The organism is Corynebacterium mucifaciens, from assembly GCF_012396315.1.
Lineage (GTDB): Bacteria > Actinomycetota > Actinomycetes > Mycobacteriales > Mycobacteriaceae > Corynebacterium > Corynebacterium mucifaciens.
In genome coordinates this window covers 51,770-74,919 of sequence record NZ_JAAXPF010000005.1, presented here as the reverse complement: position 1 = coordinate 74,919, position 23,150 = coordinate 51,770, and the positions used below count along the sequence as shown (strand labels likewise).

General features: G+C 67.1%; 23 protein-coding genes. 17 read left to right on the top strand and 6 right to left on the bottom strand.

Going from position 1 to position 23,150, the window contains the following annotated elements; translation table 11 throughout:
- Window positions 1-26: 26 nt before the first annotated feature.
- Entirely contained in the window at window positions 27-1,619 is a 1,593-nt protein-coding gene (locus HF989_RS05810) for an LCP family glycopolymer transferase (protein WP_168684733.1), read from the bottom strand.
- 79 nt (window positions 1,620-1,698) lie between these two features.
- On the opposite strand from HF989_RS05810, the gene HF989_RS05805 reads away from it, so the two are divergent.
- The 3 genes from HF989_RS05805 (at window position 1,699) to HF989_RS05795 (ending at window position 4,375) form a co-directional block, all read left to right on the top strand.
- Window positions 1,699-2,637 (top strand): glycosyltransferase family 2 protein, encoded by a 939-nt coding sequence (locus HF989_RS05805; RefSeq protein WP_168684732.1) that lies wholly within the window; start codon window positions 1,699-1,701, stop codon window positions 2,635-2,637.
- 42 nt (window positions 2,638-2,679) lie between these two features.
- Window positions 2,680-3,798, top strand: a complete 1,119-nt coding sequence (gene manB / locus HF989_RS05800; protein WP_168684731.1) for a mannose-1-phosphate guanylyltransferase — start codon at window positions 2,680-2,682, stop codon at window positions 3,796-3,798.
- Window positions 3,799-4,126: 328 nt separating this feature from the next.
- Window positions 4,127-4,375 (top strand): WhiB family transcriptional regulator, encoded by a 249-nt coding sequence (locus tag HF989_RS05795; RefSeq protein WP_201773350.1) that lies wholly within the window; start codon window positions 4,127-4,129, stop codon window positions 4,373-4,375.
- A gap of 20 nt (window positions 4,376-4,395) precedes the next feature.
- Here the strand turns inward: HF989_RS05795 and HF989_RS05790 are convergent, their stop codons facing one another.
- Entirely contained in the window at window positions 4,396-4,869 is a 474-nt protein-coding gene (locus HF989_RS05790) for a metallopeptidase family protein (RefSeq protein ID WP_168684730.1), read from the bottom strand.
- Between the two features lie 72 nt (window positions 4,870-4,941).
- On the opposite strand from HF989_RS05790, the gene HF989_RS05785 reads away from it, so the two are divergent.
- Genes HF989_RS05785 through manA form a run of 4 tightly spaced genes read left to right on the top strand, consistent with a single transcriptional unit; the run spans window position 4,942 to window position 9,095 of the window.
- Window positions 4,942-5,439: a DUF3499 domain-containing protein gene (locus tag HF989_RS05785; RefSeq protein ID WP_168684729.1), complete on the top strand. Its 498-nt coding sequence runs from the start codon at window positions 4,942-4,944 to the stop codon at window positions 5,437-5,439.
- A 45-nt stretch (window positions 5,440-5,484) separates the two neighbouring features.
- Window positions 5,485-6,864 carry a phosphomannomutase/phosphoglucomutase gene (locus tag HF989_RS05780; RefSeq protein WP_168684728.1) on the top strand — a complete coding sequence of 460 codons (1,380 nt, stop codon included), beginning with the start codon at window positions 5,485-5,487 and terminating at the stop codon, window positions 6,862-6,864.
- 25 nt (window positions 6,865-6,889) lie between these two features.
- Entirely contained in the window at window positions 6,890-7,903 is a 1,014-nt protein-coding gene (locus tag HF989_RS05775) for a hypothetical protein (RefSeq protein WP_168684727.1), read from the top strand.
- A gap of 13 nt (window positions 7,904-7,916) precedes the next feature.
- A complete protein-coding gene (manA, locus tag HF989_RS05770) occupies window positions 7,917-9,095 on the top strand; it encodes a mannose-6-phosphate isomerase, class I (protein ID WP_168684726.1) in 1,179 nt (392 codons plus the stop codon).
- A gap of 4 nt (window positions 9,096-9,099) precedes the next feature.
- Here the strand turns inward: manA and HF989_RS05765 are convergent, their stop codons facing one another.
- Window positions 9,100-9,951 (bottom strand): hypothetical protein, encoded by an 852-nt coding sequence (locus tag HF989_RS05765; protein WP_168684725.1) that lies wholly within the window; start codon window positions 9,949-9,951, stop codon window positions 9,100-9,102.
- Window positions 9,952-10,174: 223 nt separating this feature from the next.
- Here HF989_RS05765 and HF989_RS05760 point away from each other — a divergent pair, with 223 nt between their 5' ends.
- The 8 genes from HF989_RS05760 (at window position 10,175) to secA (ending at window position 19,382) form a co-directional block, all read left to right on the top strand.
- Window positions 10,175-10,528 (top strand): DUF4259 domain-containing protein, encoded by a 354-nt coding sequence (locus tag HF989_RS05760; RefSeq protein ID WP_168684723.1) that lies wholly within the window; start codon window positions 10,175-10,177, stop codon window positions 10,526-10,528.
- A gap of 4 nt (window positions 10,529-10,532) precedes the next feature.
- Window positions 10,533-11,141 (top strand): dTMP kinase, encoded by a 609-nt coding sequence (locus HF989_RS05755; protein ID WP_168684721.1) that lies wholly within the window; start codon window positions 10,533-10,535, stop codon window positions 11,139-11,141.
- Between the two features lie 30 nt (window positions 11,142-11,171).
- Complete coding sequence (gene mtrA / locus HF989_RS05750; RefSeq protein ID WP_168684719.1) at window positions 11,172-11,855, top strand: MtrAB system response regulator MtrA; 684 nt, start codon at window positions 11,172-11,174, stop codon at window positions 11,853-11,855.
- Window positions 11,856-11,888: 33 nt separating this feature from the next.
- Window positions 11,889-13,499: an MtrAB system histidine kinase MtrB gene (gene mtrB, locus HF989_RS05745; protein ID WP_343033557.1), complete on the top strand. Its 1,611-nt coding sequence runs from the start codon at window positions 11,889-11,891 to the stop codon at window positions 13,497-13,499.
- Window positions 13,486-15,192 carry an MtrAB system accessory lipoprotein LpqB gene (lpqB, locus tag HF989_RS05740; RefSeq protein ID WP_168684717.1) on the top strand — a complete coding sequence of 569 codons (1,707 nt, stop codon included), beginning with the start codon at window positions 13,486-13,488 and terminating at the stop codon, window positions 15,190-15,192. The genes mtrB and lpqB overlap by 14 nt, the downstream gene beginning before the upstream one ends.
- Window positions 15,193-15,218: 26 nt before the next feature.
- A complete protein-coding gene (locus HF989_RS05735; protein ID WP_168684715.1) occupies window positions 15,219-15,845 on the top strand; it encodes a ComF family protein in 627 nt (208 codons plus the stop codon).
- A gap of 98 nt (window positions 15,846-15,943) precedes the next feature.
- Complete coding sequence (gene hpf / locus HF989_RS05730; RefSeq protein ID WP_168684713.1) at window positions 15,944-16,660, top strand: ribosome hibernation-promoting factor, HPF/YfiA family; 717 nt, start codon at window positions 15,944-15,946, stop codon at window positions 16,658-16,660.
- A gap of 178 nt (window positions 16,661-16,838) precedes the next feature.
- On the top strand, window positions 16,839-19,382 hold the full coding sequence (secA, locus tag HF989_RS05725) for a preprotein translocase subunit SecA (protein ID WP_168684711.1): 2,544 nt from the start codon (window positions 16,839-16,841) through the stop codon (window positions 19,380-19,382).
- Here secA and HF989_RS05720 read toward each other — a convergent pair.
- Complete coding sequence (locus HF989_RS05720; RefSeq protein ID WP_168684709.1) at window positions 19,379-19,615, bottom strand: hypothetical protein; 237 nt, start codon at window positions 19,613-19,615, stop codon at window positions 19,379-19,381. The genes secA and HF989_RS05720 overlap by 4 nt on opposite strands.
- Before the next feature lie 346 nt (window positions 19,616-19,961).
- On the opposite strand from HF989_RS05720, the gene HF989_RS05715 reads away from it, so the two are divergent.
- A complete protein-coding gene (locus HF989_RS05715; protein WP_168684707.1) occupies window positions 19,962-20,375 on the top strand; it encodes an HAD-IA family hydrolase in 414 nt (137 codons plus the stop codon).
- Window positions 20,375-20,872 (top strand): DUF6912 family protein, encoded by a 498-nt coding sequence (locus HF989_RS05710; protein WP_343033556.1) that lies wholly within the window; start codon window positions 20,375-20,377, stop codon window positions 20,870-20,872. Before HF989_RS05715 ends, HF989_RS05710 begins: the two co-directional genes overlap by 1 nt.
- Here the strand turns inward: HF989_RS05710 and rsgA are convergent.
- Together rsgA and aroA are read right to left on the bottom strand one after the other, a co-directional pair.
- Complete coding sequence (gene rsgA / locus HF989_RS05705) at window positions 20,846-21,868, bottom strand: ribosome small subunit-dependent GTPase A (protein ID WP_168684705.1); 1,023 nt, start codon at window positions 21,866-21,868, stop codon at window positions 20,846-20,848. The genes HF989_RS05710 and rsgA overlap by 27 nt on opposite strands.
- Window positions 21,868-23,139 (bottom strand): 3-phosphoshikimate 1-carboxyvinyltransferase, encoded by a 1,272-nt coding sequence (aroA, locus tag HF989_RS05700; protein WP_168684703.1) that lies wholly within the window; start codon window positions 23,137-23,139, stop codon window positions 21,868-21,870. The genes rsgA and aroA overlap by 1 nt, the downstream gene beginning before the upstream one ends.
- Window positions 23,140-23,150: the final 11 nt, after the last annotated feature.

The following is a 23,150-nucleotide window of genomic DNA, read 5'->3' as shown; positions in this document are numbered from 1 at the left end:
GGTGCGGTGCTGCGCCCGGCTTGGGCCTAATTCACGCACCGCGGGCTGTCGCCGTCAGCGGTGATCTCCGGCGCAGCCTGCGTTGCGCCGAAGTCCTCGCCCGGCGTGCCCACGGGCGCCTCCGCGTCCGTCTCCTCCGCAGAGAGCTTGCCTGGCCCGGCGTAATCCTCGGCCACGACGACAACAAGCGCGTCCTGGTCCAGCGTGCCGTTGGCTACCACAGGCACTCCGCCGAGCAGGCGCGCAAGCTCCTGAGCGGCTGGGTCTTCGGGGTCGGGGGCGACCACCTGGCTCTGGGAGTACAGGCCCTCCATCGCGTTGGCGACCTCGTCCACGGTGATGCCGTCCTTACCCAGTTCCTGCCCCACGCGGCCGGCTTGCCCCGGGACGCCACCGGCGTTGAGCACGGTCACCTGGCGGCCGCGTAGCGCGGACGCGTCCGCGGTGGGGGAGGAGGACGTCTCGGTATCCCCGGTCGTGTTCTCGTCCGCAGTGTCCTTCACGTCCTCTGCGGGCTGCACAATGTCCCCCATGAATTGCTGCACCTGGGCAACATCGACGGTCACGATGGACTCGCCGTAGTCGCCAACGCCGTTGACCGAGGTGACCGGGATGGTGGTGAAGGTGACGTTGTCCCCGGCGAGGCCCGAAAGCTGCTGCGCGAAGCGGACGACGTCCCAGTCTTTGTCCAAAGTGACGGAGCGTTCCGCCGCATTGGACAATTCGCGCAGACGCGACGGGTTGGTCAGCGTGCCCGCGGAGAGCGTGTTGCGCACCAGCGACGCCATGAACACCTGCTGGCGGACAATGCGGTCGAGATCGCCGCGCGGAAGATCGTGTCGCTGCCGGACAAACGACAGCGCCTGCGTGCCGTTCAGGGTTTGCACGCCGGCGGGGAAACGGGCGCCGGAGAGCGGCTCGTCCACTGCCTCGTTCAAGCACACGGTCACGCCGCCGACGGCGTCGGTAAGCAGAACGAAGCCGAGCAGGCCGACCTGCGCGAAGTGGTCCACCTGGACTCCGGTGAGGTCTGCGACCGCGTCGATCAGGCCCTCCTGACCAGCGCGAGCGACTTGCTGCTCCAGTTCCTGCCCCTCGGACATCCCCTCTTCCTCAACCAGCTCCTCGCGCTTGTCGGCGGCGTACGCCCCGTAGACACCGTTGATTTTGAGGTTGCCGTGGGTCTCGTCGTGGACATATGTGTCGCGCGGGATGGAGACTGCGGTTGCCTTGGAGCCGTCTTCCGGGATGCGGATGACCATGATCGTGTCGGTATTAATTTCGCCGTCGGCCACGCCAGCGTTCAGGCGCTCAAGCTCTTCCTCGCTCAGCGGGTTGCCTTGCGCGTCCGTGCGCGAGTCCGAGCCGACGAGCAGGATGTCCACCGCGCCGTCGAGCGCGTCGTCCTTGCCCTTGGCTCGTCCCACATCGAGTTCGGAGGCGGACAGCTGCCCGCCGAGGCGGCCGACGGCGAAGTAACCGATGCCGGACAGCGCGATCGCGGCGGCGGAAAGCGCAGCGAGTACCCCTTTTACCACCGGGTGGCCGGACTGCGACACGTCGCGCGTTCGCGACGGTGCCGCCTGGATGTCGCGGGCGCGCCGGCTGGGGTCAGTCACGCGGGGAAGTATACGACATCCCGGCACCACTCCCGTTCGCGCGCTGTGCCGTACACCGGTTCCGGCCGTTTTGGTGGGTATGATCCCAGCCATTGTGAACGCAGACTTTCCCAACGCAACGGCATCTGGCGCGCCGCTGGCCGTGGTCACGGTGACCTACTCGCCCGGCGAGCACTTGGCGCAACTCATTGCCTCGCTGGATGCCGCGACGACCCAGCCGGTCCACCTCATCTGCGCGGACAACGGCTCCACCGATGGGGTGCCGCAGCGCACGGCGGCGTCGCACGACAACGTCGAGTTTCTCCCCACCGGGGGAAACGTCGGCTACGGAGCCGCCATCAACGCGGCAGCAGCGTCGCTGGCGCAGCGCCGTCGCACCGGTGCAATCCGAGACGACTACTTCCTCATCGTCAACCCCGACGTCCAGTTCGCACCCGGGAGCATCGATGAGCTACTCCGCTGCATCGACGCCGCCTCGCGCGCAGGCGCGGCGGGTCCGCGGATCGAGGAGGCGGACGGATCGACGTACCCCAGCGCGCGCGAGGTCCCAGGTCTGGCCACGGGCATTGGCCATGCATTGCTCTACGGCATTTGGCCCGGCAACCCGTTCTCCCGCGCGTACCGGGCGAATGCCAACATGCACGAGCAGCGCACCGCCGGGTGGCTCTCGGGCGCATGCCTGCTGGTGCGCTGGGACGCGTTCGACGCCATCGGCGGATTCGACGAGCGCTACTTCATGTACCTGGAAGACATCGATTTCGGCGACCGCCTTGCGCGCGCAGGGTGGAAGAACCTCTACTGCCCGTCGGCAGTCATCCACCACGACCAAGGCCACGTGGCTGGCAAGTTTCGCCGTGTGACGGTTCCGGCGCACCACAGGTCCGCTTACCGCTTTCAACGCGACAGGCACCCCCACGCATGGCAAGCACCTCTGCGGTGGGCGTTGTGGCTGGGGCTACAGGCACGGGGCGCAATCCAGCTTGGGCTGCGCGCGCCGCGCCGGCCAGCCGGTACGTAAATACACCCGAAACGAATCCCACCGATAAGAAAAGGACAGGTTATGGCAACTTCGCAGCAGGGCGGCGCCCCCCAGGAAGCCGACGAGGCGGTCATCGAGATGGACGCGGTGATCTTGGTGGGCGGGCGCGGTACGCGCCTGCGCCCGCTTACGGTGTCCACCCCGAAGCCGATGCTGCCCACGGCCGGACACCCCTTCTTGGCGCACCTGCTTGCGCGAATCCGTGAGGCGGGCATGCGCCACGTCGTGCTGGGAACCTCCTATAAGGCTGAGGTGTTCGAAGAGTACTTCGGCGACGGCGCCGCGTACGGCCTGGAAATCGAGTACGTGGTTGAAGAGGAGGCGCTGGGCACCGGCGGCGCCATCCGCAACGTCTACGACAAGCTGCGTTACGACAACGCCATGGTGTTCAACGGCGACGTGCTCTCCGGTGCGGACTTGTCGGCCATTGCCGCCACGCACGTGGACAAAGATGCCGACGTGACCTTGCACCTGGTGCGCGTGCCGGACCCGCGCGCGTTCGGCTCCGTGCCCACCGATGAGGACGGCAACGTGCTGGCGTTCTTGGAGAAGACCGAGGACCCGCCGACCGACCAGATCAACGCCGGCTGCTACGTGTTTAAACGTTCGGTGATCGAGAACATCCCGGCCGGGCGCGTGGTGTCTGTCGAGCGCGAGACGTTTCCGGGTCTGCTCTCGGCGGGCGCGAAGGTGGTCGGCCACGTGGACTCGTCCTACTGGCGCGACATGGGCCGTCCCGATGATTTCGTGCAGGGTTCCTCGGACGTGGTGCGCGGCATCGCGTACTCGCCGCTGCTCCAGGGGTGCACGGGCGAATCGCTTGTCGACGACTCCGCGGGCGTCGCGCACGGCGTGATTCTCATCGGCGGCACTGCTGTGGGCCGTGGTTGCGAAATCGGTGCCGGGTCGCGGGTGGACGACTCCGTGATCTTTGACGGCGTCACCATCGAGCCGGGCGCAATGGTGCGCAACTCCATCATCGCCGCGGGCGCCACTATCGGGGCGAACGCACGCGTCATCGACAGTGTCATCGGCGAGGGCGCGCGAATTGGCGCCCGGTGCGAGCTGCAGGCGGGGATGCGCGTGTGGCCGGGCGTGGAAATCCCAGACTCGGGAGTGCGTTTCTCCTCGGACGCGTAAGCGACACGCTGAAACCCGGGATTAGTTGCTGAATCCCCGCCCGCTACTACATGTAGTACCCCCTCTCTTTACCCCCAACGGCGCGGTCATGTGACAGATGTGGCTCGTGTGACGAGCGACGTGGGAAATGCGGTGCGCGTTCCCGTGAGTGGGAAATTCTGGTTGCGGCTATTTAGTGCTGCAGTGTGTAATCACAGCAGTGTCATCCGCAGTGCCCGCTCGACGGGAAATGCGGGCACCACTCTTTTACGTCCGACAAGCAACTAAGGAAGGTGATGGCGTGGAGAACCAGGCAGACGCCATCCTCCGTGGCGCAGCCGCAGGAGGGATGACCCTCGACGAGTTGTTCGGCGCCGTCGAGCAGGAGTGGCAGGACCAGGCGCTGTGCGCCCAAACCGACCCGGAAGCGTTTTTCCCGGAGAAGGGCGGTTCCACCCGCGAGGCCAAGCGGATCTGCCAAGCCTGCGCGGTCCGAGACGAGTGCCTGGAGTACGCGCTCGAGCACGACGAGCGCTTCGGCATCTGGGGTGGGCTTTCGGACCGGGAGCGCCGCCGCCTGAAAAAGCAGCTCGGCTAACCGGCCAGACTCGGCGCGGCCTACCAGGGAAAGTCTGGATCGATCGTCCGCGGGTCGAGGTTGAGGTAGTTCGCCACCAGAGCGGTCAGAACCCATGTGATGAGTTCTGACCGCTCTTGCGTGTGTGCACTGCGGTGCTCGATGGGCATGCGGAACACCACAAGGCGCGCACGCGTCGGGTTGCCCCGCTTGTCTACGCCAGCTTGAAGCACCCTCCCCAGGGGCACCGGGCCATCGGCGATGATTTCGTCCGGCAGGACTGTCATGTCTGGGCTGAGCCGCATGCGGGGCACCGTGTCCACCGCCAAGTCGACCCCGGCAAGCTCGTTGAAAAATTGGTTGTGCAGTGGCGCGTACGCGTCGAGGACCAGCTGGTCAAAGGCGTCCGTGCGCGTGCGGTAGCGCGGCACGCCCACCGGTAAGACAGGCCCACGCACTCCTCTGCCGTGCCGGTTGCGGGCCGGTTGAACATGCGAGGGGCCGGTCGATGTCATGAGAGGCAAGCCTATTGCCCGTGCGCCCGGGGGTGGCGTGGGCGCGCCGCGTCGCACTGCCGAAATCTCAACATGGGGTTTAGACTTGGCGCCGTGAATGTTTACCGTCGTTGTTGCCGCCCAGGGTGCGGCCGGCCCGCCGTGGCGACGCTGATTTACGCGTACGCGGACTCGACGGCAGTAGTCGGCCCGCTCGCACCCGCCCCGGACCCTCACGCGTGGGATCTGTGCGAGCGCCATTCCGCGCATATCACCGCTCCAGTGGGGTGGGAGCTGGTGCGCGTGGAGCATGTCGAGCTTGATGGTGACGACGCGGACACCGCGGACGACGACACCACGGACATCACCGCGCTCGCGGAGGCGGTGCGCGAGGCGGGGCGAGTGACCACCGGGTTGGTGGAAAGCGGACAGGACCCGATCGAGTATTCCGCGGACAAGGACTTCAACAACCCGGACACCTCCAACCACCCGGTGCACCGCACTAAGCGCGTGGAGGAGCAGATCGCGGCGCACAAAGCTGCCCGCCGCTCCCACCTGCGCGTCGTCCCTGACCCGGAGAGTGAAGACTAGGGCGGGGCACCAGGCGCGTCGAAGGGGCGGGATAAGATGGCGCGCATGGCTATTGAGCACACAACGGACACGCTGAAGAGCGTTATTAAGGCGTACGACATCCGCGGCGTCGTGGGGGAGACCATCGACGAAGACTTTGTCCGCACCGCCGGAGCGGCCTTCGCCAGCATCCTGCGCGGCGAGGGGGAAGACCGCATCGCAGTCGGCCACGACATGCGCCCGTCGTCCCCGGCGTTGTCCAAAGCGTTCGCCGAAGGTGCTGCTAGCCAAGGCGTGAATGTGACGCTTCTGGGGCTGACGTCCACCGACGAGCTCTACTTTGTCGCCGGGACCCGGCGCTGCGCAGGCGCGATGTTCACCGCCTCCCACAACCCGGCGAAGTACAACGGCATTAAGCTCTGCCGCGCGGGCGCCGCCCCAGTGTCCACGGACACAGGCCTGAGCGACATCGCCCGCATGCTCGTCGAAGGGGTGCCGGAGTACGCGGGGGAACCTGGGGTCGTCGAGAAGCACGACGCCCTCGGCGAATACGCCACCTACCTGCGCGAGCTGGTACCGGTTCCGACGCGCCGCAAGCTCGTAGTAGCGGTGGATGCCGCGAACGGCATGGCCGGCATGACCGTGCCGGCGGTGCTCGGCGAGTTGAGCAACGTGGACATCCGCCCGTTGTACTTCGAGCTCGACGGGACCTTCCCCAACCACGAAGCGAACCCGCTGGACCCGAAGAACCTGGTGGACCTGCAACGCTTCACCGTCGAGCAAGGCGCGGACATCGGCTTGGCATTCGACGGCGACGCGGACCGCTGCTTCGTGGTGGATGAGCGAGGCGACGCCGTTTCCCCGTCCGCCATCACCGCGCTGATTGCCTCCCGCGTGCTCGCGGACAACCCGGGTGCGACCGTCATCCACAACTTGATCACCTCGCGCACCGTGCCGGAAGTCATTGAGGAGCAGGGCGGCAAGGCTGTCCGCACGCGCGTGGGCCACTCGTACATCAAGGCGCAGATGGCGGAGCATTCCGCGTTGTTCGGCGGGGAGCACTCCGCGCACTACTACTTCGCAGAGTTTTTCAACGCGGACTCCGGCCTTGTGGCTGCGCTGCACGTGCTCGCCGCGTTGGCGGAGCAAGACGCGCCGCTGAGCGAGATGATGGCCGCCTACGACCGCTACGCTGCCTCCGGAGAGATTAACTCCGAGGTGGCCGACCAAGCTGCGGCGACCCAGCGTGTGGTGGATGCGTTCCGCGACCGGGCCGACTCCGTGGACACCCTCGATGGCGTCACTGTCCAGCTGCGGAACTCGAAAGCGTGGTTCAACGTGCGCGCCTCCAATACCGAGCCCCTGCTGCGGCTCAACGCAGAGGCGCCCACGCGCGAAGAGGTCGACGCCCTGACAGAGGAAATCCTCGGCATCATCCGCGCCTAAGGCACCGCGCGTAGGCTCGCGCTGTATGAGCGGAATTTCCAGGGAAGAGGCCCTCTTTTTCGACGTCGCGCACGAAGGCGCCCAGATCCGCGCGGTAGGCCAGGCGGCAGAGTCGCTGGCCGCGCTGACAGGCCTGCAGCCGCGCAGCGTGGTCGTGCTGGCTACGGACTCGATTGCCGCAGCTGCAGCGCGTGCGCTCTGCGCCTTCGCCGGCCCGCTCGAGGTGCCGGTGGTCGTTGCCGATGTCCTTCCCGCCTATGTCGGCCCGCTCGATGTCGTTGTGGTCGTGGGCGACAACGCAGGACGCGACGAGGACCTGCGCGCGCTGATCACGGCCTCCGACCGCGGCGCGGAGACGATCCTCGCAGGACCGGCGCAGGGGCCGTTGCTTGACGACGCACCACAGGCCACCACCGTGATCCCCGCGCTGCCCGCCGTGGCGGGCACGTCCGCCCTTCGCACCTGCGCCGTTGTCGGCGCTGTGCTGGCGGTGTTGCGCCGTCCCGCAGCAGAAGTCGCAGAACGCTTCGACGCCATCGCGTCGGAGGTGGACGTGGAGCTGGAGGCCGCATCCCCGCACCGCGACGCCGCAGTCAACCCGGCACGTACGCTGTGTGGCCACGCCGACGGCGGCCGAGTGTTGCACACCGGTATCGGTCGCGCGGGCAGCGCTGTCGCGGGACTGGCGGCGGCGCTGTGGTCGGTAAACGGCATCCCGTCCGCGGCGGTGGATGCTGCCGAGCTGCCGGGTGCCGTCGAGCGTGCTCAACTGGCTCATCCGGCGCCGGCCACAGACGACATCTTTTACGACCCCTACATTGACGGACCCTCGGAACTGGTAGGTTTGACAACCGTTGTTTGGTCCTGCGAGGTCGCCGATCCGGTGGCTTCGGCAGGTAGCCGGGTAGAGGCCGTGGAGACGGACTCCACCGACGTCGCTGCTCGCGCGGCCCGTCTGGTGGCCCGGGCGTACGCTGCGACGGCGCTTTCCGCCGACACGGCCGATACGGCCGACGCAGCCGACACCGCCGCCGAGTAGTAGAAGGAGAGTCATGGAGCACCTCGAAGGAGCTCTGCGCCCCTACGCTTGGGGCTCGCACACGTTGCTCGCAGACCTTCGCGGCGAGCCCTCGCCGAGCCCGCAGCCGCAGGCGGAGCTGTGGTTCGGTGCGCACCCCGCGGCCCCGGCGACGGTGGGCGGTACCGGCTTGGACGAGATCATCGCCGCAGATCCGGCCGCGGCGCTCGGCTCCCGTGTGCACGCCGCGTACGGTGATCAGCTGCCGTTTTTGGTCAAACTCCTCGCCGCGGACGCGCCCTTGAGTATCCAGGCGCACCCGTCGCGCGAGCAGGCGGAAGAGGGTTTCGACCGGGAGAACGCGCAGGGGATCGCGCTAAATAGCCCGGACCGGAACTACAAGGACCCGAACCCGAAGCCGGAGCTGATTGTCGCTCTCACCCCGTTTCGCGCGCTTGCCGGCTTCCGCCCGGTGGCTGACACGGCTGCGTATTTTCGGGCGCTCGCCTGCCCGGAACTCGACCGTTACGCCGCGTTGTTGCCCACGGACAGCGACGGCGACCTTCGCGCGCTGTTTACCACCCTGATCTCGCTGCCAGTGCAGTCCCGGGTGGGACTGATCGAGGCGGTTGAGGGCTCGGCCCGCGCGCTCGTCGCACAGGGGGAGCACCCGGAATGGATGGTAGAGGCCGCAGCGCTCTACCTCGAGCTCAACGAGGCGTACCCGGGCGACGTTGGAGTCTTGGCCGCGCTACTGCTCAACCTGGTCACACTCGCGCCGGGGGAAGCCGCGTTCCTGCGTGCGGGCCAACTCCACGCCTACCTGTCGGGCCTCGGGGTGGAGGTCATGGCGAGCTCCGACAACGTCCTGCGGGGCGGCTTGACCACCAAGCACGTTGACGTGCCAGAGCTCGTGCGCGTGCTGGATTTCACGACGCTTGAGAACCCGCGGGCCGAACACGCTGCGCGCGGCGGCCGTGTTGAGTTCCAGATGCCGGTGGACAATTTCGCGGTGAGCATGCACGAGCTCGCCAGCGGTGAGACGCTCACTATTGATAAGGACGGCCCGGCGATCGTGCTATGCACCGCTGGGCAGGTCGTGGATGGGGGATTCGCCCTCACCCAGGGAAACGCCGCCTGGGTACCCGCGAGCAACGGTGCAGTACGCCTCACCGCCTCCGAGAACGCCCAAGTCTTCGTGGCGACGGTGTAGCCGGCTACTGCGTCACCGCGCCGATGAAGCCATCGATGACGTCGCGGGCTGTCGCAGCCTGCGTTTCGCGCGGGTAACCGGCGACGTCTTCCTTACCGGCCACGCGCGCCGGTGCTGAGGTGGTTGGCTGCTCAGCGGGGAGGGCGGACGGCGCCTGAGGTGCTGCGGGGGAGTTGGCCCCATCCTGGTGTGCTTCCTGCGTGGCGTCCGGCACGGGCTCGGCTCCCGGATCCGGAGCGGAAGGAAGGACCGGCTCCTCCGCCTCGGACGGCTGTGTTGTCGAGCTTTCCGGCGCTGGCGTCGCGGGCGCAGTCGGCTTGGTCGCGCTGGGCTGGGCCCCGCCGCTCGGCGTCTGCGGGGAAGTGGTCTGCGTGCTCGGTCGTCGGTTGGCGGGCGCCGGCTCTGCGGTAGGACGGGTGCCTCCCTGGGCGGCGGTGGGCAGGGCCGTGGACGGGACGATGTTGGACGGCCGGTACACGCGGGAGGTTTGGCCCGATTGCGGCGCCCGCGTCACTACGGCGTGCGGTGGCAGGTAGGGGTCGCTTGCCGCGTTGTAGCCCGACGGCGCGGATGCGACAGTTTGCCCAGCTTCACGAGTGTCGCCCGGCTCACCGTCACGCTGGCGGCTGGTGCGCGAGTCGTCGTCGCTGCCCTGGTCGGCGGACCCGGGTGGCTTCGTTTCGCCCGGCGACGCGGACGTCGAGCTCGGTTCCGCGGTCCCGGCCGCTTCGGCTGTGAACCCGGCACGGTTGTTCTGCCCCGGCGCGGAGGTGGCCCAGACGGTGACTCCGACGAGGGCTGCCAGCAATACGCCTGCACCGAGAAACACGGCTACGCGGCGTGCGGTCCCTTCCACAGTCCCCTCCTCCCGCAGATCGTGTCCGACGTGCGTTGCATTACAACTTGGTAACGTTTCGCCTACAGCTCCGTTTATATCACGCAATCGGAGAATGCGGAACCCCGCGGAATCCGCCGGGCGCGCGTTGTCGTGCCCTTGGGTGGGGATATGCCGTATATAGATGGGGACAACACTTTGCGCGGGCGTTTGCTCGCGCACCATGTACGGAAGGAGCGTCGCAGTGAGTACTTGGGACGAGCAGATTTTCACGGTCGACACCAACACGGACTTCCTCGACGAGCTGGCTGACCTCGACTTTGAGGAGATCTTCGAGGCGGTCCGCGACGCCGTGCTGCTGGCAGCAAAGCAGGACGACCCCACCGAAGACGACCTGCTCAACGGCCAGGCTGCGGCGACCATCGCTGCGATCTGGGCTGGTGCGCCGTTTTCCGCCGGCGAGATCGCGGAGGCGTACCCGTTTATCCGCCGCCGTCCGGACGAGATGGACGAGCAGCTCGTGGAGTCCGCCGCTGCGGTGCTCGAGGAGGCTGACACGGACGCTGACTTGGAGCAGTTCCTCGAGGCGCTGGCGTAACCGCATGATTGTTGCAGTCGAAGGCATTGACGGGGCGGGCAAGCACACGCTGGTTGCGGCCGTGAAGGAACGGTTCGGCGCGGAGACGCTCGCGTTTCCCCGCTACGACGAATCCGTGCACGCGCAGCTTGCCAGTGACGCGTTGCACGGCCGGATGGGCGATCTGGCGGATTCCGCGTTCGGAATGGCCACGCTGTTCGCTCTGGACAGGCATGGGGCGAAACAGCTTCTCGACGGCTTCGCCGGCGCCACCGACAAGATCATCGTTCTGGACCGCTATGTGGCCTCCAACGCCGCCTACACGCGCGCGCGTACTGGGGACCCGGCTGCCGTGCGGTGGGTGCACGACCTCGAATTCGGCAAGCTCGAGCTGCCCCAGCCGGACCTGCAGGTGCTGGTGGATACCCCGCCGGACGTCGCCCGCGACCGGGCTGCAGCCCGTGAGGAGCGCGACGCGTCGCGCACCCGCGACCGCTATGAACGCGACGTGGCGCTGCAGGTTGCCACGTTCGAGGCGTACGCGGAGTTGGCGGAGGCGAACTGGGTGAGCCGGTGGATCCGCGCGTCGGATCCGGCGGTTATCATGCAGGCAATGAGCGAGCTGGTGCACTAGCCAGGTAGTGGCATGCAGTAAGGAGGACCCATGGCCCCGAAGATCCTTGTGGTGGATGACGATCCGGCGATCAACGAGATGCTGACCATTGTGCTGGAGGCCGAGGGCTTTCAGACCAGTTCTGTCACCGACGGGGCGGAAGCGGTGCAGACGTTCCATTCCTTCGGCCCAGACCTCATCCTGCTGGACTTGATGCTGCCGGGCATGAACGGCATCGACATCTGCCGCGAGATCCGGAAAGAGTCCGCCGTGCCGATTGTCATGCTGACTGCCAAGACGGACACCGTGGACGTGGTGCTAGGCCTGGAATCGGGCGCGGACGACTACATCACCAAACCCTTCAAGCCGAAGGAGCTCGTTGCCCGCATCCGTGCCCGCCTGCGCCGCACGGATGAGACCCCGGCGGACGTGCTTGAAGTGGGTGATCTGACGGTGGACGTGCCGCAGCACACTGTCACGCGCGGCAACCAGGAAATCCAACTGACTCCGCTGGAGTTCGACCTGCTGGTTGAGATGGCACGCAAGCCCAACCAGGTGCACTCCCGCGAGGAGCTGCTGGAATCCGTGTGGGGCTACCGCAACGCGTCCGATACCCGCCTGGTCAACGTGCACGTGCAGCGGCTGCGCTCGAAGATCGAGCACGACCCGGAGAACCCGGAGATCATCCTCACCGTCCGTGGCGTGGGCTACAAGACCGGTAAGGCGGAGGTGTAACACCTGGACGCCATACGTCGTGGCCGCGACCGGGTGCGGCACGCCTGGTCTACTCGGCTGCAGGTGCGCTTCGTCGGCACCATGCTGCTTGTCTCCGCAGTAGTGATGTCCGTGCTCGGCTTGGCGCTCGCCTCGGTGGTGACCGACCGCATTACCGCGGCGAAGGTCGAGACGGCCAGCGTGGAGATCGAGCGGGCTCGAGCCACCGTGGAGTACCAGCTTGCCAACTCCGGGTCGTCGGCGTCGCTGCAGGCCCGGTTGAACGCTGCGCGCGCCGGGTTGACGCAGCGCGCCCAGGAAAGCGGCGACTCCGCGAGCTTCTACGAACCCGTGCTGGTGGTGGAGGCCGCGAACGGCTCGGTGACATCATCGCCCGAGGCGTACCAGATCCCCCGGCGGCTGGGCGATTACGTCATGGACGGTAACGTGGCCTACCAGTTCGCCGCGGTTGAGCGCCCGGACGGCTCGGCGTACGACGCGCTGATTGTCGGCACCCCGACCAACTCTGACATTCCTAACCTTCGCCTCTACCTGGTCATGAACATGGAGAGCGAGGCCTCCACGGTTGCGCTTATGCGCGGCATTTTGGCCTCTGCCGCGGTGATTGTGGTGGTCCTTCTGATGGGCATCTCGTGGCTGGCCTCGCAGCAGATCGTCGCGCCGGTGCGCTCGGCGTCGCGGACCGCGCAACGCTTCGCCTCGGGACACCTCCGCGAGCGCATGCCGGTGGACGGTGAGGACGAGATGGCCGTTCTCGCCATGTCCTTCAACGACATGGCGGACGCGCTGAGCAAGCAGATCAGCAACTTGGAGGAGTACGGCTCACTGCAGCGCCAGTTCACTTCGGATGTCTCCCACGAGCTCCGCACGCCGCTGACCACGGTGCGCATGGCCGCGGACATGATTGCCGCGAACGAGGATTCCCTGGAGCCGGCGACGAGGCGGGCGTCAGAGCTGATGATCAGCGAGCTGGACCGCTTCGAAGCCCTGCTCAACGACCTACTCGAGATTTCGCGCCACGACGCGGGTGTCGCCGAGCTGTCCACGGCGAGCGTGGACGCACGACAGCCGGTTGAATCCGCGTGGCAGCAAACGCGCTACTTGGCGGAGGAGCTCGACGTGGACGTCGTCTTCGACATTCCGGACGAGCCGCAGACGCTGGAAGGCGACGCCCGCCGCATCGAGCGGATCGTGCGCAACCTCATCGCCAACGCCATCGACCACTCGGAGGGCAACCCGGTCACCGTGCGCATGCGCTCCAACGAGGAAGCCGTGGCCATTACGGTCACCGACCGAGGCGTGGGCCTGAAGCCGGGTGAGGACGAGCTGGTGTTCAACCGTTTCTGGCGCGCGGACAAGTCCCGCAAACGCCACTCCGGGGGCACCGGCCTCGGCCTAGCCATTGCGCGGGAGGATGCGCAGCTGCACGGCGGAGTGCTGGACGCGGCCGGCGAATTCGGCGTGGGTTCGCAGTTCCGTCTGGTGCTGCCGCGCACCCTGGAAGCCGGCTTCACGCAGTCCCCGCTGCCGCTGGAGCCGCCGCGAGTGGAGCTCGCCCAGGCGCCCGAGGTTGCGCAGGCTGGTGGGCAGCCGGAGGACGTCGATACGCAAGTGCCCCAGGAGGACACAGATGCACGCACGTAAACTGCTCGCCTGCGTGACGGTGGCGGCGACCGCGACGCTTTCCGGGTGCGCGTCGCTGCCGACGAACTCCGCGCCGCACGTCATCCGTTCCTTCAACCCCGTGGAGACGGAGACCCAGGCCGCGGGCCCGGAAAAAGACCAGGCGCCGGACCTGCTCCTGCGAGACTTTTACGCCGCGTCCGCCAGGCCCGATGCGGACTACGAGGCGGCGCGCGCTTACCTCACCGAGGGCGCGTCGGCGGCCTGGGATCCCAGCGGGCAGAAGCTCGTGGTGGACAGCATCGGCATGACCACCCTCCCGGGGTCGCCGGTGGGTCAGCGCAGCTATTCGGTGCACGGGTCCGTGGTGGGCTCGGTGCGCCAAGGCGGTTCGTACACACCGGAGCGCGGCACGTACGAGGCCACCATCGACATGGAGATGGTTGACGGGCAGTGGCGGATTTCCTCGCTGCCGGAGGGCGTCGTCCTCGAGCGCACCGAGCTGCGCAACCAGTACCAGCCGTACAACTTGTACTTCTTCGACGAGGATGACCGGGAGCTGGTCACGGACCGCCGGTGGGTGCATTCGCAGCGGGAAACCCTGGCCAGCGACTTGATCGGGCTGCTCATGGAAGGCCCGTCGGAGCGCTTGCTCCCGGCGCTGACAAGCTCGTTGCCGTCTAGCGCCTCCTACACCGGCGAGCAAGACGGGGCCTACACGTTCACCGGTTTCGCGGGGGTGAGCGAGGATGAGCGCGCCCGCTTCGCTGCACAGGTGGTCTGGACGCTCGCGACCGCGGGTGTGACCGGCCCCTACACGCTGGAGGCGGACGGGCAGCCGCTTCTCGACGGCGCCACGGACCTGGACACCGACGACTTCATCGCGGCCAGCCCGCTTGTGGAAACCGTCGGCGAAACCACGCTGTACGCCCTGGCCGGGGGCAAAGTGGTGCGTGTGGACGAGCGGTCGACGCAGCCGGTCGAAGGCGCGCTCGGAAGTGCAGACGACGTGGCCGCGGTGGACATTGCCGACGGCGAATGGGCCGCGATCTTCGGCAAACCTGGGGACGGCGCGGACGACGTGTTCCGCATAGGAATGCTCGGGGGCACCGGGGAAGAGGTCATGCGCGCCGGGACGTTCACCCGCCCCACCTTCGAGCCGGATGCCTCCGCGGTGTGGACGGTTGCCGACGGCACCCGAATCCTACGTACCGTCGAATCTGCGGCAACCGGCAAACTGACAACCGGTGAGGTCGAGGTGGAGCTGCCCGAGGGGGTGGACGGCAACATTTCGGTGCTGCGCCTGTCACGCACAGGCACGCGGGTGGTCATGGTGATCGACGGCAGCCTCTACACCGGCATTGTGCGGCGGGAAGCTTCCGGTGAGCGTTCCGTTGTCAACGTCTACGAATACGCGCAGGAGTTGGACGGCAGCGTCATCTCCGCGGAGTGGCGCCCGGACGGATCCCTGTTGGTGGGTACCGCCACGTCCACCCCGGTCATGCGCGTGGAGCAGGATGGGTCCTCCATGACGGCCATGTCCTCGGGCAACATTTCCGCGCCGGTGGTGGCGGTGGCGGCCTCGCCGAACACGCTCTATGTCACCGACGCCAACGCGCTGCTGCAGGTACCGGCCTCCGGTGCGGACAATCCCATTTGGCGCGAGGTGCCCGGCCTGGAAGGTGTGCGGGCGCTGCCGATCACCTCGCGCTAGAGTTGCCGTCCGAGAGGGGGGAACGGATGGGGGATGTGTTTGCGCAGATGGGGGAGCTTATCCTGCCGCAGGCGTGCGCGGGGTGCCGTCGGCCGGGTCACCTCCTGTGCCCCACGTGCCGGCTAAGTCTCGCCGCGCCGCCGCAGCGGGTCTTTCCAAAGACCGCGCCGCACGCGCCGGTCTTTGCCCTCGGGCCGTACGCCGACCCCCACCGCGGCGTCATCCTGGCCATGAAGGAGCGCAACCACGTGGCGGTGCGCCGCCACATCGGTGCCGTCCTGAATGCGGCACTGAGCTATCTGGAAGCGCGCGGCGATATCCCGTGTGACACCGTGCTCGTTCCCGCCCCCACCCGGGCCCGTTCCGCCCGCGCCCGCGGCGGCGACCCGGTGCAGCAGGTGTGCCGGGCAAGCGGCAGGCGCGTGGCGCCGGTGCTGGCCCTCGACCCGCGCACCGCTGACCAGGCCGGGCTGGACGAGGCCGGGCGCCGGTTGAACCTGGCGGGGCGGGTGCGCATACACGGGGTGCCTGCGGGGCGGATCGTGGTGGTGGACGACGTGGTGACAACCGGCGCGACGCTGCAGGCAAGCACCGCGCTGCTCATCTCGCGCGGCGCGGACGTAGCGGCGTGCGTCACCCTGTGCGCCGCCTAAGCGGCGGCGTAATGGTTCACCGAAACGCCTGAAATTGGTCATAACCAGTTATATGGTGGAAGTGGACGCAGTTCCTACTACCGCAAGGGAGGACGCAGATGACTTCTGCAGACCGCAACCAGACCACCGCGCCGGCCGCTCCGAGCCAGGGGGAGGCGCTCAGCCCGGAAGCTCGAGTGACCATCACCGGGAGAAACGTGGAGGTCCCGGAGCACTTCCAGGAACGGGTCAACAGCAAGCTGGCCAAGATTGAAAAGCTGGACCCCACGTTGACGTCGTTCCACGTGGAGCTGCAGCACGAGCCGAACCCCAGGCGCGAATCGGAGGCGGAACGCATCCAGATCACGGCGACCGGATCGGGCCACCTTGCCCGCGCTGAATCGAAGCAGGAAAACTTCTACGCGGCGCTCGAGGCCGCAGTAGACAAGCTGGAGCGCTCCCTGCGCAAGGTCAAGGCCCGGCGCAACATTGCGCTGTCCGGCCACCGCGCGCCAAAGGGCGCCGGTGTGTTGGCTGCTGAGATGGAGGCGGATGCCAAGGCCGCCCAGCAGCGCGCAGCGGACCAGGCCGGAAAGTACGACGTGGACCCGTACGAGGGCCAGGTCGACGACGTGGTCCCGGGGCAGATCGTGCGCTCCAAGGTGCACCCCAACACCCCGCGCAGTGTGGACGACGCGCTCAGCGAGATGGAGTTGGTCGGGCACGATTTCTACCTCTTCATCAACGAGGAGACCAACCGCCCGGCTGTGGTGTACCGCCGCCACGCGTACGACTACGGATTGATTGAGCTCGCGCCGGAGGGCGAGACCAACTAGCCCCGGCGTCTATTGCCCGCGCCGCCCCAGATTTTCCCGGGCGGGGCGGGCAATCGTGCGTTGGTACGGGTTCTGCTGTGAGGTGCCTTAGAGGTTGTTCCCACCGGCGCTGACGTGCGTACAATGGCCCGTTGTACCACTTTGGCCCTGTCAACCAGTAGTAAAGGACTTTGCACACGTGTTTGGACTGTCAAAGCTGCTCCGTGCCGGCGAGGGGCGCACTGTCAAGCGTCTCGCCAAAATTGCCGATGAGGTAATGGCGCTTGACGAGGAGTACTCCGCGCTGACCGACGAGGAGCTCAGGGCCAAGACTGCCGAGTTCAAGGGCCAACTGGAAGGCGGCGCGAGTCTCGACGACATCCTGCTCGACGCGTTTGCCACCGCCAGGGAAGCGTCGTGGCGCGTGTTGGGCCAGAAGCACTACAAGGTGCAGATCATGGGTGGTGCCGCCCTGCACTTCGGCAACGTCGCCGAGATGAAGACGGGTGAAGGCAAGACCCTGACTTCGGTGCTGCCGGCTTACCTCAACGCGCTGTCCGGCAAGGGTGTGCACATTGTCACCGTCAACGATTACTTGGCCAAACGCGACGCGGAGATGATGGGCCGTGTGCACCACTTCCTGGGCTTAGAGGTGGGCGTGATCCTGTCCGAGATGCGCCCGGCGGAGCGCAAGAAGGCGTACGACGCCGACATCACCTACGGCACCAACAACGAGCTCGGCTTCGACTACCTGCGCGACAACATGACGCGCTCGGTCAACGACATTGTGCAGCGCGGCCACAACTACGCAATCGTGGACGAGGTGGACTCCATCCTCATCGACGAGGCGCGTACGCCGTTGATTATCTCCGGTCCGGTGGACGGCTCGAGCCAGTTCTACAACGTGTTCGCGCAGCTTGCCCCGCGCATGCGCGAGGGCATCCACTACGAGGTGGACCAGCGCAAGCGCACCGTGGGCATCTCTGAGGAGGGTGTCGAGTTTGTCGAGGACCAGCTGGGCATTGACAACCTGTACGCGCCGGAGCACTCCCAGCTGGTCAGCTACCTCAACAACGCCATCAAGGCGAAAGAGCTCTTCGAGCGCGACAAGGACTACATCATCCGCCAGGGCGAGGTCATGATCGTGGACGGCTTCACCGGCCGTGTGCTGCCCGGGCGCCGCTACAACGAGGGCATGCACCAGGCCATCGAGGCCAAGGAGCAGGTGGAGATCAAAAACGAGAACCAGACGCTGGCCACGGTGACCCTGCAAAACTACTTCCGCCTCTACGACAAGCTATCCGGCATGACCGGCACCGCGGAGACCGAAGCGGCGGAGCTGCACCAGATTTACAAGATGGACGTCGTGCAAATTCCGCCGAACCGCCCGAACCAGCGCGCTGACCGCGACGACCTGATCTACAAGACCCAGGAAGCCAAGTTCGCGGCTGTAGCGGATGACATCGCGGAGCACGTGGCGAAGGGGCAGCCGGTGCTCGTGGGCACCACCTCGGTCGAGCGCTCGGAGTACCTGTCGCAGCTGCTCACACGCAAGGGCGTGGAGCACAACGTGCTGAACGCAAAGCACCACGAGGAAGAGGGCCGCATCATCGCCGAGGCGGGCCTGCCCGGCAAGGTGACCGTCTCCACCAACATGGCCGGCCGCGGCACCGACATCGTGCTCGGCGGTAACCCCGAGGTTCTCCTCGACGCGAAGCTGCAGACGCAGGGCCTGGACCCGTTCGAGGACGAGGAGCGCTACCAGGAGGCGTGGAACGAGCAGCTGCCGATTGCCAAAGAGCGCTCGCAGCAGCTCGGCGACGAGGTGCGCGAGGCTGGCGGCCTGTACGTCATCGGCACCGAGCGCCACGAGTCGCGCCGCATTGACAACCAGCTGCGCGGCCGCTCCGGCCGCCAGGGCGACCCGGGCGAATCCCGCTTCTACCTCTCCATGCGCGATGAGCTGATGGTCCGTTTTGTCGGCCAGTCCATGGAGAACATGATGAACCGCCTCAATGTGCCGGACGATGTGCCGATTGAGGCGAAGATGGTCTCCAACGCCATCAAGGGCGCGCAGTCCCAGGTGGAAAACCAGAACTTTGAGATGCGCAAGAACGTGCTGAAGTACGACGAGGTGCTCAACGAACAGCGCAAGGTGGTCTACCGCGAGCGCCAGGAGATCTTGGGTTCACGCGACATCGCCGGCCAAGTGCGGCGCATGATCGAGTCAACCATCGGCGCGTACGTGGACGGCGCGACCGCTGAGGGGTACGTGGAGGATTGGGACCTCGACGAGCTGTGGAACGCGCTTAATTCCCTGTACGGCCCCAAGGTGAGCGCGCAGGAACTCATCGACGGCGACGAGTACGGGTCCCCGGGCGAGCTCACTTCGGGCCAGCTGCGCCAGGCACTTATCGACGACGCTAACGCCCAGTACGACAGCCTGGAGGAGCGCATCACGTCCATCGGCGGTGAAGACCAGATGCGCAACCTTGAGCGCATGGTCATCTTGCCCATCATCGACACGAAGTGGCGCGAGCACCTCTACGAGATGGACTACCTCAAAGAGGGCATCGGCCTGCGCGCGATGGCGCAGCGCGACCCGCTGGTGGAGTACCAGAAGGAGGGCGGCGACATGTTTAACGCGATGAACGAGGCGGTCCAGGAGGAGACCGTGCGCCAGTTGTTTGCCATGCGCAAACAGTTCGAGGACCAGGACGCCGCGGCCGCGTCTTCGCGCTAGAGCACCTTGAACGAGACGAGCTTGCCCCCGTCGATCTTGGCGGCGTAGGCCCGCCGGGTGCCGTCGGCGGCCTGGACCGTACCGAAGAACTCGCCACCCTCGCGGGTGTGGCAGGTGAGAACCCTCACCTTGCCCGCCGCGGGGGTGGTGGCTTTTTGAGCAGCGGCCAGTGCGGCTGCGCGTTGCCTCGCCCGGATGTGCGCCCGCACGGCAGGGGCAAACCGCCACGCCATCATCGACGGTTGCCGGCCCGTACCTAAGGCTGCGGAAAGCGCCTCGGCGACGACGGGCTCCACGTCTCGCCGCGGACTGTGCGGGCCGGGGCAGGGGGACGCGGGTGCGGGGGCCGACGGCGACCGGCCGCGGCTCGCCGTCGGCACGAGAATCTGGACGTGCCGGTGCCCTGGGGCGGTGTAGTACATGTGGGGTGATCCTCCCTCGCGTCATGCGGTGATGCCAGATGGAGGGGGACGGTGTGGCTGCGGGGTGGGTATCATTGTCCACGTTTGCAGCCGCCCGTGTAAAGGGCGTGCTCATTTAAGTGCACATCCGAAGAGCAACAAACGAAAGAGGGGTCCCGTGCAGGGCTTGATCATCGACTACTCAGGCGTGTTGGACACCGGTGCAGAGGACGAGAAGCGCTGGAAAACCCTCATCGCGGCGGTAAAGGAAAAGGACATCGCCGTAGGCATCCTCTCCAACGAGGAGGGCGACGGCGAGGCTGCAGAGCAGATCCGCGAGTGGGAGTTCAACGGCGTGGTGGACGCCGTTGTGCTCTCAGGCGAGATCGGGGCTGAGAAGCCGGAGCGCGCCGCGTTCCAAGCCGCCGCGGACGCTGTCGGGGTGGATCTGAACGAGTGCGTGATGATCGACGACGACATCATGAACGTCCGCGCCGCGGTCGAGTACAACATGATTGGCATCTTGCACACGGCCATCGACCGCACCGCGGTAGAGATCCAGTCCCTCTTCGACATCGAGGGCGAGTTCTAGTGCGCGTTTACCTTCCCGCCACCTTCGGCATGCTCGCCTCGCTGGAGGAGAACAAGCTGATTCACGCCCGAAACGGATGGGCGTTTGCGGCTACCGATGCACTGCACGATTTTTTCACCTCGGGCGATGAGGAGGAGATTGAGGCGGTCGCGTTCGACGACGCTGCGCTCGCCTCGATCCGGCTCTTAGCCATCGGCGACGAAGAGCGGCACCCGCACCGGCGCGTGGTCATCTCCGCGGATGTCGCGGATGCCACCGCGGACCCGGAGATGGGCGAATCCGTGGTGCGACTCGCGGGGCCGGTGAAGCTGGAGGACGTTGCGGCCATCCACGTCGACATTGCGGAGGCTGAGCAGGCAACGGCGAAGGCGATCGAGGTCGTTGATGCCGCCGACCTCGGCGACGAGGACGCAGAGCTGACCGTCGGCGACGCCCAGGACAACTACATGGCGTTCTACGACCCGAGCGAGCTACCGGTCCTCGTCGAGCTGCTTTAACTCCCAGTCGTTGTTGGAGTGCAGGGCCGCAAGCAGGCCCCGCACAGCGGCTGCGCGCCGGCCGACGGGGGAGTCGGGGTCCAGCTCGTCCCACGCACACTCGGGGTCTGCCGGGGGACCAAGGTGGGTGCAGCCGCGGGGGCAGCGCTCCGCGGCCTCCGCAAGATCGGGGAACACCTCCACGATTTCTTCGGGGGCGACGTGCGCGAGGCCGAACGAGCGGATGCCGGGGGTGTCGATGATCCAGCCACCGCCGGGCACCTCCAGCGCAACGGACTGCGTGGAGGTGTGGCGCCCCTTGCCCACGCCGGACACTGCTCCGGTCTCTCGGTCTGCCTCAGGCACGATGCGGTTGACCAGCGTCGACTTGCCCACGCCGGAGTGCCCGATGAGGGCGGAGACCCGACCCGCAATGCGCTCGCGCAGCCGCTCCACCCCGTCCTCCACGCCGGTGCGCAACACGTCGACGCCCATCGCATCGAGTTCGCGTTCAAAGTCCGACGGATCGGCCAGATCGGTCTTGGTGACGCACACCACAGGGGTGACACCGCCGACGAAGGCGGCGATCAGCGCCCGCTCCACAAAACCGGTCCGGGGCGGCGGGTCTGCCGCAGCCACCACGATGAGCATGAGCTCCGCGTTGGCGACGATGATGCGCTCATAGGGGTCCGTGTCGTCGGCGGTGCGGCGCAGCACGGAGGTGCGATCCGCGCGCTTGACGATGCGGGCGAGCGTGTCCTTATCCCCTGAGGTGTCCCCGACGACGCCGACACGGTCGCCCACCTCAATGGAGGTCCGTTTCAACTCCCGGGCGCGTGTGCACTGCAGGCGCGCGCCGGTGTCCAGCACCACGCCCCAGCGGCCGCGGTCTTTGGCCACCACGAGGCCAAACTCGGCGTCCTTGTGCGCAGGGCGCTGCTTGGAACGCGGCCGGGATCCCTTCCCGGGGCGGACACGCACGTCAGATTCGTCATAGTCGGAGAAGCTACGGCCCATTACTGCGCCACCACCTCCGCCCACATCTGCGCGAACCCGGGCAGCGTCTTGGACGTAGTCTCGATGTTTTCCACATCAACCCCCCGCGTCACCAACCCGATGATGGCACCGGCGGTGGCCATCCGGTGGTCGTCGTAGGTGTGCCACACGCCGCCGCGCATCCGGGTGGGGGTGATGCGCAACCCGTCAGCAAGCTCCTCACAGTCGCCTCCGAGCCCGTTGATCTCTGCCGAAAGCGCGGCGAGTCGGTCGGTTTCGTGGCCGCGCAGGTGGGCGATGCCCGTCAGCTCGCTGGGCGTGGTGGCGCAGGCGGCGATCGCGGCCACGGTGGGGGCCAGCTCGCCGATATCGCCCATGTCAAGGTGGATGCCCAGGAGGTGCCCCGGCTGCGGGCCGCGCACGCGCAGGGTGTGGTGCGCTCCGTCTGCCTCCAGCTCAACCTCGCACCCCATGCGCTCCAAGATGGACAGCATGGCCGCGCCCGGTTGCGTGGTGTGCTCCGGCCAGTGGGGGATTCGCACCTCCCCGCCAGTCACCGCTGCGGCGGCCAGAAATGGCGCCGCATTGGAAAGGTCGGGTTCGATCGCCCAGTGCGTGCCCCGGATCTCCTGCGGCTGCACCGCCCACGACTTCTCGGCGGCCTCCACGTGCACTCCGGCGTCGGCAAGCATTGCCACCGTCATGTCGATGTGGGGCATGGAGGGCAGGGTGTCGCCGGTGTGGCGGATGTGCACGCCCCGCTTGAACCTCGGGGCGGAAAGCAGCAAACCGGAGACGAATTGGGAGGAACCGGAGGCGTCGATGTCCACCGGCCCGCCCACGGCGCCGCCGGTGCCGTGCACCGTAAACGGCAGGCTCTCTCCCGTCACGTTCACGCCGAGGGCGCGCAGCGCCTCCAGGATTGTGGCCATGGGGCGTGTGCGTGCGTGGGCGTCGCCGTCGAAAAGCACGGGCCCCTCCGCGAACGCCGCGACGGGCGGAACGAACCGCATCACGGTGCCTGCGAGGCCGCAGTCCACCTCCGCGGAACGCAGCGGGCCCGGCGTGACGTGGCTGGTCGCGCCGTCGCGCCGGATGCCGGTGCCCATCGCCTGCAACGCGGCCTCCATGAGGTCGGTGTCGCGCGAGCGCAGGGCGCCCGTGATGGTGGAGGGGCCGGAGGCGAGCGCGGAGAGGATGTACGCGCGGTTCGTCATGGATTTCGAGCCGGGCACCTCACGGGTGTGGGTGACTGGGCTGGGGTGAAACGGCGCTGGCCACATCTCGCTCATGCGTGCAATGA